Raw genomic sequence first — 15,846 nt, forward strand, 5'->3', positions numbered from 1 at the left:
AAAATAAACGTATGATCATCTATTTTGGAGGTTGAAACATGAAAAAATCGCTTTATAATTTAGTCGCAACATTAATCGGCAATGCTTTACTGGCTCTTGGAGTATGTCTTTTCGTTTCCCCTACTCATCTTATTATGGGTGGCGGAACCGGGATCGCATTTGCCTTAAATAATTATTTTGGCATTGATATTTCCTTGGCGGTACTCGTTATTAACATTGTCATGTTTATCATCGGATTACTCTTTTTAGGAAAGAAATTTGCAATGCTGACGATTGTCAGTACTATCGTCTATCCACTTTTCTTACAGCTTTCCCAACAGCTAGTCAATCTGTATCAGCCCACATTTGACTTATTGATTAGTACAATCTTTGGCGGATTATTTATCGGTCTGGGGATCGGTTTAGTGCTGCGACAAGGCGCAAGTACCGGAGGTATGGATATTCCTCCAATCTTGCTGAATAAAAAACTGGGAATCCCTACTTCTGTCTTAATTTATGCTTTTGATTTCGTTATTATTATGGCACAAGCCTTTTCAACGGATATCCAAAGTCTGCTTTACAGTCTCATTATTTTATTTATCAGTTCTGTTGCGATCGATCGAACATTGATGCTGGGATCAACTCAAACTCAGGTTGTTATTATTACTCCAAAATACAGTGAAATCAATGACTGGATTCATCGTCATATCGATCGTGGAACCACTTATTTAGAAATTACGACAGGACTGCATAATGAAAGTCAAAAAGCCGTGATGTGTGTTCTGTCTAAACGACAGCTGCATGCTTTAAATGAAGGGATTGCATCGATCGATCCTACTGCTTTTACGATCATCTCTGAAGTGCATGAAGTAAAAGGAAGAGGATTTACACTTCCTAATATTGATTTGCCGATTTAAGACCCGATGGGTCTTTTTTATTATAAATTACTATAAGAAAAAGCATGTTTATACAAGATATTGCATAAACATGCTGGCTAATCCTAAAAAGAACAGAAATCCTAAAACATCTGTCACCGTGGTTACAAAAACACCGCTGGCTAATGCCGGATCAACATTCATTTTTTCTAATACTACCGGTACCAGATAACCGGAGAAGTTTGCCATGATCATATTTAATATCATCGCAATTCCGGCAATAAGTCCAAACATAATATTAAATTCGTAATAAAGTGCTAAGATGGATACAAAGACCGCGATGACCAAGCCATTGACTAGTCCGACCACCAATTCTTTCATCAATACCTTTCGTGCGTTTTCTTTTGTCAGCTCTCCAAGAGAAAGCCCACGAACGATAATCGTTAAAGATTGTGTCCCGGCATTACCGCCCATTCCTGAAACAATCGTCATTACCGCCGATAATGCCACCACCTGAGAGATCGTAGATTGGAATAGGTCAATGACTGTCGAAGCCAGCAAAGCCGTCAATAAATTGATAATCAGCCATGGCAGACGTGATTTGATCGAATCGCCAATGGTTCCGTCAACACGTTCTTCTTTCGCTAATCCAGCCATATGGTGAATATCTTCACTGGCTTCTTCTTTAATAACTTCCAAGATATCATCAATGGTGATGACTCCTAATATTTTATTTTCTTTATCAACCACCGGCATCATAACGAATCCGTATTTATCAAAGGTATTGGCTACTTCTTCTTGATCCATATCCACATCAATCGAGATAACATTGTGATTGGTAATGGTGGCGATTCGCGTATCAAAAGCAGTAAAGACTAAATCTCTTAATGAGACAACGCCTCTTAACTCCATATTTCTGCTGATGACATATATGTAAGTTGCCATCTCTACGTCCTGACATTCACTTTTTAAATATTCGAGCGTTTTCAATACGGTCTTATTGTCATAAATGCCAATAAATTCCGTTGTCATGATCCCCCCGGCACTATCCGGATCGTAAGACAACAACTGTTTGACATCTTCTTGATCTTCTTTATCTAAGATATTAAAGACATCTTTCCCCTCTTCATCATCCATGGAACCGATCATGTCGGTAATTTCATCTGATGACATCTCATCGAGGATCGTCTTTTGGTGAGTACGGGTGAACCCTCTCAGCAATTCATATTTATCTTCGGCTTCTTCTTCATCGATAATGGCCCCGATCATTTCATCAGGCAACTTCTGCAAAATCTCCCGTGCAAGATCCTCGTGTTCATGCAAGACATCCAGCACATCGGCTGGGTGGATAAAACGAATCATCGCTTCAATTTGAGCAGGTGTGCCATTCAGCAATAATTCTTCAATATTGATCTGTTCTCCCATACTTTCACCCCTTTATCTTTATAGTTCTTTTATTTTCGGCAAGATTTCATTTGCTCTTGCAAGCCAATTCTCATCCTTTAAAAATTTTATCACAATCTTTTTCATAGTGTAAGTCAAACTAACCTTTTTTCTGTATTCACTGATCATGTTAAAGAGTTTTTCACCATCTAGCTGATCACTGAAAGATTGTGTTAAAACGATTTGAACAAGATTCTTTTCTTCTTTCATTTCATCGATCTTTTCATCATTCATGATCAGATCAAATTCTCTTTTTTGAACTAATGTTTCGACAGTCTTTGGCAGTTTCCCATAGATATCATTCAATTCAATTTTAATCGCATCTAAATCTTCGAGAGACTGAACATGTTCTAAACGCTGGTACAGCTCCAACTTTTCTAAATCAGTATTCACATAATCACTTGGAATATAACCGTCCACATTGACATTTAAGACAGGAACATCTTCTTTTTGTTCGATACCACGTTTTTCATCAACCACTTCCATCAAGATCTTCATATACATATCAAATCCGACGGTATCAATGAATCCTGCCTGCTGACCGCCTAAAATATCACCGGCACCGCGAATCGTCAGATCTCGCATGGCAATCTTATAACCGCTGCCCAGCTGAGTAAATTCTTTGATTGCCTTTAAACGTTTTGCTGCCTCCTCACCCATCTGTTTATTAGGTCGATACAACAAATAGGCATAGGCATTACGATCGCTTCGTCCTACACGCCCTTTAATCTGATACAATTGTGATAATCCGAATTTATCTGCATCTTCCACAATTAAAGTGTTGGCATTGGGAATATCAATTCCGGTTTCTATAATCGTAGTACACACTAATACATTATACTCTTTATTCATGAATTTCATCATGACATCTTCCAGATCATCTTTATGCATCTGGCCATGACCGATGCCTACTTTAGCCCCGGGAATCGTCATTGCAATCTTATTGGCAACATCCGTAATGCTTGATGTTCGATTATACAAATAAAATACCTGTCCCTGACGTGACAACTCTCTTTCGATTACCTGTTTAATAAGTGCCGGATTCTTTTCCATCACATAGGTTTGAACCGGAAGACGATTCGTTGGTGCTGTCTCAATTTGAGAGAGGCTTCTGACTCCCATCAATGACATCTGTAAGGTTCTTGGAATCGGAGTTGCCGATAAGGTTAAGACGTCAATAGTTTCTTTATATTCTTTAATTTTTTCTTTATGACGCACACCAAAGCGTTGTTCTTCATCGACGATCAGTAATCCGATATCCTTAAACTGAACATTATTATTCAGTATCTTATGAGTGCCGATCAATAAATCTAAACTTCCATCTTTAACCCTGTTTAATATCTCTTTCGTTTGTTTTGGAGTTGTAAATCGGTTCAGCAACGCAAAATTCACCGGAAAGTTCTTAAAGCGTTCTGTCACTGTACGATAATGCTGTGACGACAGAATGGTCGTCGGGCAAAGAAAAGCAACTTGCTTGCCACTTAAAATAGCTTTAAAGGCAGCACGCAAAGCGACTTCTGTTTTTCCAAACCCAACATCTCCGCAAAGCAAGCGATCCATTGGACGCGGCTGTTCCATATCTGCTTTGATCTCATTAACTGCCTGCTGCTGATCAGGGGTTAACGGATAGCTAAACTCATTTTCAAAATCCTGCTGCATGGCATTATCTTGATCAAAAGCAAATCCTTGCTGACTCAAACGTTTTGCATATAAAGCAATCAGTTCATCCGCCAGATCATCGACTTTACTTTTAATTTTTTGTTTTGTACGCTGCCATTCGGCACTTCCTAATTTATGCACTTTAGGCACATGCCCATTCGCCGATGTATACTTACGAATCAACTTAAATTGATCTACAGGTACATAAAGCGTATCGTTTCCTCGATAACTAATATAGAGGTAATCACGATGAACTCCTTGTACCTCCAGTGTTTTGATACCCATATATTGTCCGATCCCATGGGTATCATGCACGATATAATCACCTACATTTAACTCACTAAAGTTTTGAATCACTTTAGCGTTCTTATATTTCACAAAATGTTTTTTCGTTTCAGACGTTGTACCGTATAATTCTTTTTCTGTAATGACTGTTAATCGTTCATCTACCAGTTCGATTCCGCCGCTTAATTCACCGTGCATAATATTAATGCCCGGATAAATGTCATCCTGATCACCGATCAAAGTAAATGGCAATTGATGACGTTCCAGTAATTCTGTAACATTTCTAAAATGCATATCATTTTTCAAAATAAGGAGTACTTTGGATATTTTTGCGTATCCGGTTAATTCATTTATTAATTGTGCTTCCGACTGATAGATGGATTGAATCTGACGGGCATTAAATGCGGTTTCTTTTTCTTTCGATTTAAAGATTTCACCATAAACAACGTTGCCTTTAGTAACATCATTGATATCAACATACAGCGACAGGTTTAACAAAGAACGCCCTTCTTCAAATAATTCCTTATTATAGTAAAACAGTTCTTCCACATACATCTTATAGTTATCTAAAATACTTGTATAAACGGATAAGAAAAGAATCGCATCTTGACAATAATCTTTGATTGTATTGGTCCTTGTTAGAAAAGGTAAAAATTTATACATCGAAAAAGAGGTATCATGCTGTCTCAAATTCTCTAAATCAATCGCTATATTTTCATCTAATTCATCTTGTTTAAAAGTGTCCAGTTTGCCAATACAGTCTTGTTTTAATGTCAATACTTTTTCACAGCAGGATTCAATTGCCTCATCTTCATAAAGAATATCTGTAGCGGGGATAATATCCACTTCCAAAATACTCTCGATCGTTCTTTGATCATCGGCATCATAGAAACGTATGCTTTCAATTTCATCATCAAAAAATTCGATACGAATCGGGTTAGGATACTGCATGGAATAAACGTCAATCACGCCTCCACGCTGAGCAAAATAGAACGGTTGATCTACACGTGTCGTATACTGATAACCATTATAAATCAGGGCTCTTTTTAGATCGTTGATCTCGATTTGCTGATTGACCTGAAGATGAAGCATTCTTTCTTTAAATAAAGATACGCTAGGCAGATAACGAATCAACGAAGCTGTATGTGCAATGACGATCTTTGGCTCATTGCTTTGCAATTGATAAAGTGTATTTATTCTTTCTGCCAGCAGTTCCGGAGACTGTACCAATGCTTCTATACGCTGAGATTCGTCTACAGGAAAAAACAGCACATCCTTTTGATTCATATCGACTAACTGTCGGTAGAGCTGAAGTGCTTCATACTGATTGTTTTTCACAACCAAAATATTTTTTTGAGCAGCGAAAAAGGCACTAGCGATTAAATAAGCTTCATCGCTAATGTGCGTAGTCACAACGTTTCCTTTACCTTTTGCCAGTGTTTGTACAGCCGGATTTTGCGTTAATAAACGAAATATCTTTTCCATCTTATTTCTTATTATATAGGCTCATGACTTTATTGAAATCTTGAGTCATGAATGCAATCGCCGCCAGGCAGGCATTTTCTAAAGCCTCATTCAGTTTCGTTTGTTCTTCGGCTGTAAATTTCCCTAATACATAATCCACGACCGGAATCATGGGATGTTTATCGATTCCGATACGAATGCGTTTAAAGTCCTGTCCTCCTAGGTGAGCAATCGTACTTTTGATTCCGTTGTGACCACCGGCACTGCCACTTTCACGGATTCTGACCTTTCCGACAGGTAAATCCAAATCATCATATACCACTAAGACATCTGTTTTATCAATCTTAAAAAAGCGCATGACTTCTCCGATAGATTCCCCCGATAAATTCATATATGTCTGCGGTTTAAGCAGAATAACATCTTCTCCCTCTATCTTTGTTTTTACGTACAGTCCTTTGAATTTTGCTTGATTGATTTCCACTTTTAACTTATCCGCCAAACGATCGATCATCATAAATCCACAGTTGTGTCGCGTATTTTCATATTCTCTTCCAGGATTTCCCAACCCTACGATCAATTTCATATCATCACCCCTTACTTTAATAGTCCATTTATTATCATACCCTAATCTACTTTATTTGCAAATAAAAAACATCATATTTTAGTCAGTGACCAGGAATGTTTCAGACTTCAGCTGACTGTAATAGCGTCCTTTCTTAGCTGTGAATTTTAATACACAGTAATCCGGATCATCGATCCCTAAAGGATAATACAGCGTGTCCCCTTCCCGCCACATTTTTTCTTTAATATCATGTTCTTCTAAAATTTCAAATTCTCCTTGGAGCATTACACCACGATAAAAACGGCGGTCACAAAAATAAATACAGCCTTTTGGATTTTCTCGATAATGACTCACCCTCAACGAAGAAGTATTGGACGTAAAGTAAAATACTTTAATCCCCTCCCTTATTCTAGGGGCAAACATCGCTTTTGTTGCAGGGAATCCGTCCTCATCAATAGAACTGATATACCCTATGGATTGTTTATCAATTAAATTCCCGATTGTTTTAACTGCATCTCGCATCATTTTTCATTCCTCCTAAATCTCTCTTACTTTTACTCTACCATTGTCACAATAAAAATGATAGAAAAAACGGCAGTAAAGGAAAAAAGATACCGTTGGTGCGATATCTTTTAGAGACAAATTATTTTTTTGGAAGAAAAATGATTATCTTTTTGTCTACACTTAAATAATACCCTCATTTTATGAACTTGTGATTAACAGGATGACTTATTTTAAAAGATTTTCCACATCCATGATAAACTCGTCTACTTTCTTTTCATGGGTTGCGAACGAAGTAACAAGACGAATACACGAATGATGGGGATCGATCCTCTGCATATACGTATATTCATATTTTTCACCAATTGCCTCAATCACACTGTCCTTTAAAATAGGAAAAAGCTGATTGCTTGGAGAATCGGCTAAGAACGTTAACCCATACTGTGTAAAAACATCACGCATACGAGCTGCCATCTTATTTTCATATTCACCAATCTGATAGTAAAGATTATTTTCAAATAAAGTGAGAAATTGCAGCCCAAGCAATCTCCCTTTAGCCAGCATTCCTCCTCTTTGCTTCATCATATAGCGAAAATCCGGTTTTAAGGCTTCGTTGACAATGACCACCGCCTCTCCAAACAAGGCACCGCATTTTGTTCCGCCAATATAGAAAACATCACTGTTGTGAGACAGGTCCTCTAATGTCATACTGTTTTCCTTTATGGCTAAGGCACTTGCCAGACGAGCTCCATCCACGAATAAATAAAGATCATTCGCTTTTGCAAAAGCATATAAATCTTTTAATTCATCAGCACTGTAAATCGTTCCTACTTCTGTCGGATTGGAAATATAAATCATTTTAGGCTGTACCATATGTTCATCGGTATGTTCGTCTAAAATCATCTGAACCTGCTGACAGGTGATTTTCCCATCATCACTAGGAATCGTCAACACTTTATGCCCCGTTGCTTCAACCGCACCTGTTTCATGAACATTGATATGTCCGGTATCCGCAGAAATACATGCTTGATAGGGTTTTAAAGCCGAAGCAATGACCGTTAAGTTCGCTTGTGTGCCCCCTACTAGAAAATGAATATCGACATCATCACGATTTAACTGTTCCTTTATTTTTTGACGCGCCTGTTCGCAGTAGTCATCTTGAGAATAACCAGTAGTTTGTTCAAAATTTGTTCTTACTAAAGCCTCCATGACTTGTGGATGTGCCCCTTCACAATAATCACTTTTAAAACTATACATCTTCATTCCCCCTCAATTATGAAAACGGATTTAAGTCAAATCTTTCATCTACTCGACATAAAAATTCCGCAATCAAGTCAATACTATTTTGAATATCTTCTTCATGGCATGTTTCAGATGGAGTATGCATATAACGAAGCGGCAACGAAACTAAGCAGACCGGTATTCCCTGATTCGCAAAATGAATTTTGTCCGCATCCGTTCCTGTTCTTCCGACAAAAGTTTCAATCTGATAAGGAATCTTTAATTCTTGTGCTATTTCTTTTAATTTTTGATTCATCTTCTTATTGACGATACTGCTGCAGCATAGTACCGGCCCTTTTCCTAATTCAACATGTCCGGAATCATAATCATTTACCCCCGGATAATCCGAAGCATACGTAACATCCACAATGATTGCCATAGTCGGATTTACTCGTGCCGCTGCAAAATAAGCTCCGCGCATTGTTGTTTCTTCCCCTACACTGGTACTTGCATAAACGCCGATCTGACATCCTTTTTCTTTTGCTTTTTTAAGTGCTTCCAGAATAATAAATGCCCCACCACGATCATCGATCGCTCTTGCTGAGATTTTACCTCCCTGCATTTCACGAATATGGGTATCAAATGTGATTGTATCTCCGATTTTCACTAAGTCTTCTGCTTGTTGTTTACTGCTGACGCCGATATCAATTGAAAGATCGCCAACTGCTAAATCACTTTTCTTTGATAGAGAACGTGTACACACAACGACCCCATACAAATCCTGATTAGCCGTATGCACGATCACTTGGTGTCCTAAATAACCAGATACATAAATGCCTCCGGCATTCGTTACCTTTAAAAAGCCATCTGCACTATATCCTGTTACAACCAGACCGATTTCATCAATATGCCCTGACATTAAGACTTTAATCGGACTGCCCGGATTAATCACATTCACTACATTACCGGTTTCATCAGTCATCTGCTGATCAACGATAGGCTGATAATGTTTTAATACTTTCTTTTGCAGTTTAATTTCATCTCCGGATACTGAATCTGTTTTCAGCATCTCATAAAAAAATTGTTTATCCATATTTAGCTCCTTTTATATACTTTCTGTTTAAATCCAACCTTAGTAAGATTTTGATTTCCCATATATTGAATGGTTTCTATCTTGGGATGATCTTCTAAAAATGTCTGTACTGCCAACTTAATCGCTTCATTGTCAAAAACAAAAGTAAAGTTAAGTTCCGCTTTATTTCCTTCCGGCAAGAAAGAAAATAAGCCAACGATTGAATTTGCATTTGATACAATATACCCTGCTCCCTGTGCCAATATTTCAGGTTTAAAATATTGATAATGAGATGCGTCCGCTCTGGTAATCTTCAACGCCATAAGATCGCCTCCTTTTTTAAAGATTACCACTATTATTCAAAAAATACAATCGATGTTGCCACAATCCAAAAATAACCCGGACTAAAGACGTCAAATAAAAAAGATCCCGATGATTTGGGATCATGAATTGGATACTTTATATCCGGTTGCTAAATCAACAATATTTTCTAAGGGTTCATCATTAAAATAACGTTTAAAGTTACTATAAGTCAAATGAAAAACGATATCACCAGTTTCTTTATCATAATTACCGCCCGAAACATGAGGTGTAATCAAAACATTTTCCATCTGCCAAAGAGGATGATCGCTAGGCAATGGTTCCTGTTCAAAAACATCTAAAGCCGCTCCCATCAATTTGCCTGATTGCAGACATGCGACTAAGGCATTAGTATCGATAGCTTCCCCACGTCCTACATTTATAATCAATGCATCATCTTTCATCAATTCCAACATTTCTTTATTAATTAAATGAATGGTGTCTGATGTACGCGGCAAACTTAATGCGATAATATCCGCTTTAGGCAAGACTTCTTTTAATTGTTCACTTGTATAAAGTTCATCCATATACTCCGGTTTATTGGCGACTGTTCGTTTGATTCCCATTGTATAGGCACCTAATTTTTTCATTCTTTTCGCAAAATTAGACCCAATATCTCCCAGTCCGATACATAAAACCTTCGTATTTTCCACATATTTTATATGCCCAACGTTTGACCAAATGGCTTGAGACTGACGCCCCTTATACTTCAATAAGTTCTTATAGAACGCTAATACCGTTCCGACCATATATTCGCTAATCGGCATGCCATATGCCCCTGTGGCATTGGTAATAACCGCCCCCTTTGCCAATATTCCCGGTTTACAGTAAGGATCAACTCCAGCCGAATGCGTTTGAATCCATTTCAAGTTCTTCGCCTGTTTTAATTCTGCCGGGGAAACATTGCCAAAGATGACAGTCGCTTTTTCTAACTGTTCCAAAGTAGCCGGATGCTGTTTATCACAAAGAATAAATTCACTTTCTGATGCTACTTCTTTTAAAGCCGCTAATTCATGTGGCTTAATCGCATTGGGAATTAAAATAACTTCTTTTTTCATAGACTTCCTCCTTTTATCGATGAAATCACTCAAAAAATTGTGTATTTATTTTTATTTAAAATAGATGATTTTTATCCAACGAATAACCGCTCACTTAAATAATAAGCTAATTGGTTAATCCCTGCGGTACTGTAATTACTTCCGATTGTTTGATCTTTTCAATCGTTTCCTTGTTAATGATTTCATTTACTTCTTCATTTCCGGTTTCCATCATATTGCAGATCGTAATCCATACAATGCAGATATAATAATTAAAGGCCGTCTTTTCTTTTACCAATAATTCCATCCATGTTTTAGAAATGAATTGAATTTGTTTCTCATGAGTCTGAATAATATGTTCAAGTTCATGAATATACCCATATCCCATATAATTTAAGCGCTGTACTACTCGAAATTGAGACAGCAGTCCGACATCATATTCTAAAGGCACTTGATATTCTTCTGATAAACGATTCATCAATTCTTTTAAATAAGGCTGATGCAGCACATACTTTTGTAAAGACAGAATATTGATATCGGTCTTCATAATTTTTTCTTCATGTTCCAGTCCGTTATTATAGGCTTCGACATCTTTAGCGATAGCCACAAATTCTTCATCTAACAGTTCGATCGTTGCCGATAAACGATTTAAACGGCGACGAATATGCTTGGGAATTTCATATTCTGATTTATATCCCAATCCATGTTCGATCTCACACCAAGAATGCTGTAAAGCGGTACGAATCTGGATTTCAAAAGCAATATCCTGATAAGGTGCATATTCGACCAATGCACATCGCTCTTTTGTAAATTTCGCAATAATATGCAATGAATTATAGCCATATTCTTCGCGTACTTGGTTTTCTTTCTTACGTTTATCACGCAGTTCCAGAATCTCAAAATTTTCACAAATCAATTTTTTTAATTTTTCCACATCATCTTCAAATAACGTAATAACGCGGCAGGCTACAACATCGGTAACATCATTAATATGATGATATTTATTTTTATACATAATCTTCTTATATAAAGATTTCTCTTGTTTGATACGAATAGATAAGTTGGAGATTTTAATCTCATTACGCTGTATGATACTGTTTAAAATATCTTCAATATCATCTTTCAGACTATAATAGATTTCTGCATTTTCTCTGTATTCTTTTAATATATTATTTGTTTGATCCATAACTAACCTCCTGGGTTAATATTCTTTTAAAAATTTGATAAGTTCCTCCATCTGTGCCATTGTTCCAATTGATATTCTTAAAAACTGGTCTATTCTTGGCTGATTAAAATGACGAACAATAATTCCTGCCGTTCTTAAATCTGCCAGCAGTTTTTTTGCGTCCAGATGAGGATGGCGCGCAAAAACAAAATTTGTCTTTGATTCCAGTACTTCAAATCCTAATTGGCGCAGTTCCTTTATCGTATAATCCCTTGCTGACATCACTTTCTTTGCTTTCTGCAACATATCCTCATTGTCTAACACGGATGCCGTTGCCAGCGTTTGAGCGATATAATCCACCGGATAAGAATTGAATGAGTTTTTCACATTCTGCAATGCCTCAATCGCTTCAGTGTTTCCATAAGCCACTCCGATTCTTAGTCCCGCTAAAGAACGTGATTTAGAGAATGTCTGAATAATCAGAAGATTATCATAACGTTCTAATAAAGGCAGGCAAGATTCCCCACCAAAATCAATGTACGCTTCATCGATGATGATCATACTGTTGGGATTGGCTTGAAGCAGTGTCTCTATGAAATCAACCCCAACTAAAATTCCTGTCGGTGCATTGGGATTAGGAAAAATAATACCACCGTTTTCCTGCTTATAATCGTCTAATACAATTTCAAACTGATCGTTTAATGGTATACTTTTATAAGGAATACCAAAAAGGCGTGTATATACTGGATAAAACGAATACGTAATGTCCGGAAATAACAGAGGCTTTTCACTGTTAAAGAACGTTAAAAAACTTAACGCCAATACTTCATCTGACCCATTGCCAATAAAAATCTGTTCCGGCTTTAAATGATAGAGTTCTGCCAGTGCTTTTTTTAGTCCGGACGCATCTGCATCGGGATATAAGCGCAGTTTTTCACTCTCCAATAATTTTAATGCCGCTTCGACTTTTGGACTTGGTCCGTATGGATTTTCATTGGTATTCAGCTTAATTAAATTAGCCATCTTCGGCTGTTCTCCTGCCACATATGGCTCAACATCTCTTAAATAATCTTTCCAGCTCATTTTCATTATTCCCCCTTAGTTTACCCCATATAAATGAATTTCAGATTAACTTAAAATTTCTTCTTCGATAAGTTCATAAACATAATGCACAACTTTATCGGCTTTTTCTTGAATTTCAGGAACAGCATAATCAAAAGTAACCCCTACATCTGCTACCCTAATCATTGGCAGATCATTAAAAGAATCTCCAATCGCATAAGAACGATCAATATTATCTAATAATGAGATCAATTTTTTCACACCGGTTCCTTTAGAGTGCCCGCGTGGTGCCACATCTACAAATTCTTGATTCAAGTGTGTCTCAACTTCGCTAAATCTTTCTGTAATCTCGTTTGCCACTTCTTTTACCGCCTCAATAGAACTGCCATCTTGATTAAACGATACATTTTTGTGATGAAATGACAGCATATAAAAACGCTCAGCCTTCTTTAACAACGTATAAAAATCATCTTCGCTATCCTTCAAACCGTCCAAATATAAAACCTTCGTTTCTCCATTTACTAAAATCGGACAGCCTTCGTCAAAGCAAAAAGAAGCAATCATATCGGGATGACTCAAAACTTGTTGTATTACCGCTTCTCCCACCTCTTTGGAAATATGTTCTTCAAATAGAATATTCCCGTTTTTATCTTCTATATATGACCCATTGCATAAAACTAAATAATCATAGGGGATGTGTATTTTATTCAATATTGGTTGAATATCAATATGATTTCTTCCTGTACATAAAGCAATATAATGTCCTTGTTCCTGCATTTTTTTCATTGCCTCAAAATTTTTATCGGAAATTGCCCCTCCTTTGGCAAGAAGCGTCCCATCTAAGTCACTAAATAATATTTTCGCCATATCTTGACCTCCATGTTCTTATTATACTCGATTCTTATTATAAAGAAAATCTTTTCATAAAATTAAAAAAGGAGTTGCTCCCCACATAAAAGGGAAACAACACCTATGTTTTAGCGGATATGATCAAACCTTTTTGTCCCTAACAAAATCACTAAGCCCACAACATTGAGAAGCGTCATGACCAAGAAGATCGAATGACTGCCAAAATCATCATAAATAAAGCCGAATAACTGTGTATAGACCGCTGTCACGATCATCACAAAAGCACTGTAGATACTCATTGCTGATGTGGTCAGGCGGGGTGGAATCACTTTGCTGATATATCCGAAATTTCCAACGCTGGCAACCCCTACCATGATCATCTGCACCACTGACACTAATAAAAATAATGGGAAGCTGGAAGTTAGCGTATACACAATTCCTCTTAGGATTTGGGTAATGCTGGCAATAAGATAGATTTTTTTGTAGCCATAGTTTCTAAATAATTTTGAAACGATCATAATAAAAGCAATTTCCGGCAAGGTAGCAAAGATCAGATACGTACTCATTGAAGAACTGCTTAAATGCATGGCAGATATAAAATGATTCCCGATATATACAGAAGCACTTTCTAAAGGAATATTATTGAAAGCCGCTAAAAAAAGAATAAATAAGTAAGCTTTATTTTTCAACAGGACTTTCAAATCTTCGATAAATGCTCCTTTTTTCTCTTTTTCTTTCTCCTGTTCTATCTTAGGATAGTTTAATGCGATGATTAAAGCTATAAAAATGACCCCCAAATAGACACACACTAATGGGCTGCTGTAACCAAGATAATCCGCCGCTTTGACTATAACAACACTGCCTAATACATATCCCAATGAACTCATCGATCTTAATAAGCCATAATCTTTATGATAAAGCTTACAAAACAACAGACTGGCACTATCGCAAACAGGCATCGTCACCCCGCGAAAAATACTCATTAATATTGAAAAAAGCAATATCCAAGAATAGCTTGACTGCAATTTCCACAAGTAGGTCATAATAAGCGTTAATATTAATGATAATACCAACATCCATTTATACTTCTTGATATAATCTGTCAGTATTCCCCAAAGCGGCAAGACCATCATTGTCCCTATCAATGACAATGAGCCGATCTGCCCGATCTGCATGCCGGTCAGTCCAATCTGATCATAATAGATATTGACAAAAGGAAGCAGAATCCCTTGCGAAATAGAATAGATCAGATAAAATGAGATGAGTTGAACAAAAGCTTTATTTTTCATTATTATACCCCCAATTTCTCGTCCATTATAGCAAAGCCTCTATTTATAAACGATGGAATAATGTATAATAATAGGTAATTTCGATTAACATGCAGGAGAAGAAGAATGAGCCAAAAAGAAGAATTACTCGACATCTTAAAACAGTTGTATACCGTTTCCGGATTCAGAATGACATTAATGGATTCTAATTATCAAACAATCTGTTCCTATCCTGAGCAAACCGCTTTCTGCAAATTGCTTCATAGAAATCCAAAAGCCTGTGAAATCTGTCTTCAATATGATCACATTGGTTTTAAAGAAGCAGAAAAGTTAGGAGGATTATACGTATACCAATGTCATTTTGGCTTATATGAAGCCATCTCTCCTTTGTATTACTGTGGTAAGCTGACCGGCTATTTAATGATGGGACAGACGCTCAGCAATTCTAAATTCGACAGGGAATATACTTATCAAAAAAGTGAGCAATTCGTTGAAGATAAAGCATATCTAAAAGAAACAATCGAACAGTTGACGATGCATACCCAAGAAAAATTAACGGCCTGTTCAGCCATTATGGAAATATGTGCTTCTTATATTACGTTTACACATCAAGTCGAAAGTCCTTCCCCTGATTTTCCGTTAGCAATCAAGGAATATATTCATTATTATTACTACCGTCCTATTTTGCTTGAGGATTTATGCGAACATTTTAGCTGCAGTAAAGCAACCATCACCAATACTTTTAAAAAGGCTTATGGCATTTCTGTACGTCAGTATTTAATCGAATATCGATTAAAACATGCTCAGATTTTCTTAAAAGATGTTCAGGTTCCCATTAAAGAAATTGCCAATCAATGTGGGTTTTCCGATCAAAATTATTTTACCAAAGCCTTCACGAAAACATTCAAGATCAGTCCTACGGGATATCGAAACCAACTCATGAAAATTTCAAATAAGATGGAATAAAAAAAGATTTACCAAAATGCTTTCCTAAAGAGTTAGACGATAATGCTAACTGATTAAAGAAAGTCAAAAGGTAAATCA

The 15,846-nt window shown here is 36.8% G+C and carries 14 protein-coding genes; 2 read left to right on the forward strand and 12 right to left on the reverse strand.

Annotation, left to right across the window (positions count from 1 at the left end; translation table 11 throughout):
- Positions 1-38 precede the first annotated feature (38 nt).
- Complete coding sequence (locus BN1225_RS00575; protein ID WP_041137888.1) at positions 39-896, forward strand: YitT family protein; 858 nt, start codon at positions 39-41, stop codon at positions 894-896.
- Positions 897-944: 48 nt separating this feature from the next.
- On the opposite strand, the gene mgtE is transcribed toward BN1225_RS00575, so the two are convergent.
- The 12 genes from mgtE to BN1225_RS00635 all read right to left on the reverse strand — a co-directional run bounded on the left by mgtE (position 945) and on the right by BN1225_RS00635 (position 14,823).
- Positions 945-2,279, reverse strand: a complete 1,335-nt coding sequence (gene mgtE, locus BN1225_RS00580) for a magnesium transporter (RefSeq protein ID WP_041137889.1) — start codon at positions 2,277-2,279, stop codon at positions 945-947.
- 18 nt (positions 2,280-2,297) lie between these two features.
- A complete protein-coding gene (gene mfd, locus BN1225_RS00585; RefSeq protein WP_041137890.1) occupies positions 2,298-5,726 on the reverse strand; it encodes a transcription-repair coupling factor in 3,429 nt (1,142 codons plus the stop codon).
- A gap of 1 nt (position 5,727) precedes the next feature.
- Positions 5,728-6,288, reverse strand: coding sequence for an aminoacyl-tRNA hydrolase (gene pth, locus BN1225_RS00590; protein WP_041137891.1), 561 nt, complete (start codon positions 6,286-6,288; stop codon positions 5,728-5,730).
- A 78-nt stretch (positions 6,289-6,366) separates the two neighbouring features.
- Positions 6,367-6,792, reverse strand: coding sequence for a pyridoxamine 5'-phosphate oxidase family protein (locus tag BN1225_RS00595; protein WP_443984284.1), 426 nt, complete (start codon positions 6,790-6,792; stop codon positions 6,367-6,369).
- Between the two features lie 204 nt (positions 6,793-6,996).
- A complete protein-coding gene (locus BN1225_RS00600; RefSeq protein ID WP_041137892.1) occupies positions 6,997-8,025 on the reverse strand; it encodes a threonine aldolase family protein in 1,029 nt (342 codons plus the stop codon).
- Between the two features lie 16 nt (positions 8,026-8,041).
- Complete coding sequence (locus tag BN1225_RS00605) at positions 8,042-9,082, reverse strand: M20/M25/M40 family metallo-hydrolase (RefSeq protein WP_041137893.1); 1,041 nt, start codon at positions 9,080-9,082, stop codon at positions 8,042-8,044.
- A gap of 2 nt (positions 9,083-9,084) precedes the next feature.
- The gene (locus tag BN1225_RS00610) at positions 9,085-9,384 is read right to left on the reverse strand and encodes a hypothetical protein (RefSeq protein ID WP_041137894.1); all 300 of its coding nucleotides are present in this window, start codon (positions 9,382-9,384) and stop codon (positions 9,085-9,087) included.
- A gap of 120 nt (positions 9,385-9,504) precedes the next feature.
- Positions 9,505-10,479, reverse strand: coding sequence for a D-2-hydroxyacid dehydrogenase (locus BN1225_RS00615; RefSeq protein WP_041137895.1), 975 nt, complete (start codon positions 10,477-10,479; stop codon positions 9,505-9,507).
- Positions 10,480-10,585: 106 nt separating this feature from the next.
- A complete protein-coding gene (locus BN1225_RS00620; protein WP_041137896.1) occupies positions 10,586-11,644 on the reverse strand; it encodes a GTP pyrophosphokinase in 1,059 nt (352 codons plus the stop codon).
- A 15-nt stretch (positions 11,645-11,659) separates the two neighbouring features.
- Positions 11,660-12,712 (reverse strand): histidinol-phosphate transaminase, encoded by a 1,053-nt coding sequence (gene hisC, locus BN1225_RS00625; RefSeq protein WP_197066512.1) that lies wholly within the window; start codon positions 12,710-12,712, stop codon positions 11,660-11,662.
- A 39-nt stretch (positions 12,713-12,751) separates the two neighbouring features.
- Positions 12,752-13,552 (reverse strand): Cof-type HAD-IIB family hydrolase, encoded by an 801-nt coding sequence (locus BN1225_RS00630; RefSeq protein WP_041137897.1) that lies wholly within the window; start codon positions 13,550-13,552, stop codon positions 12,752-12,754.
- A 110-nt stretch (positions 13,553-13,662) separates the two neighbouring features.
- Positions 13,663-14,823: an MFS transporter gene (locus BN1225_RS00635; protein ID WP_041137898.1), complete on the reverse strand. Its 1,161-nt coding sequence runs from the start codon at positions 14,821-14,823 to the stop codon at positions 13,663-13,665.
- Positions 14,824-14,928: 105 nt separating this feature from the next.
- On the opposite strand from BN1225_RS00635, the gene BN1225_RS00640 reads away from it, so the two are divergent.
- Complete coding sequence (locus tag BN1225_RS00640; RefSeq protein ID WP_041137899.1) at positions 14,929-15,768, forward strand: PocR ligand-binding domain-containing protein; 840 nt, start codon at positions 14,929-14,931, stop codon at positions 15,766-15,768.
- Positions 15,769-15,846: the final 78 nt, after the last annotated feature.

The organism is Beduini massiliensis (assembly GCF_000829905.1).
GTDB lineage: Bacteria > Bacillota_I > Bacilli_A > Erysipelotrichales > Coprobacillaceae > Beduini > Beduini massiliensis.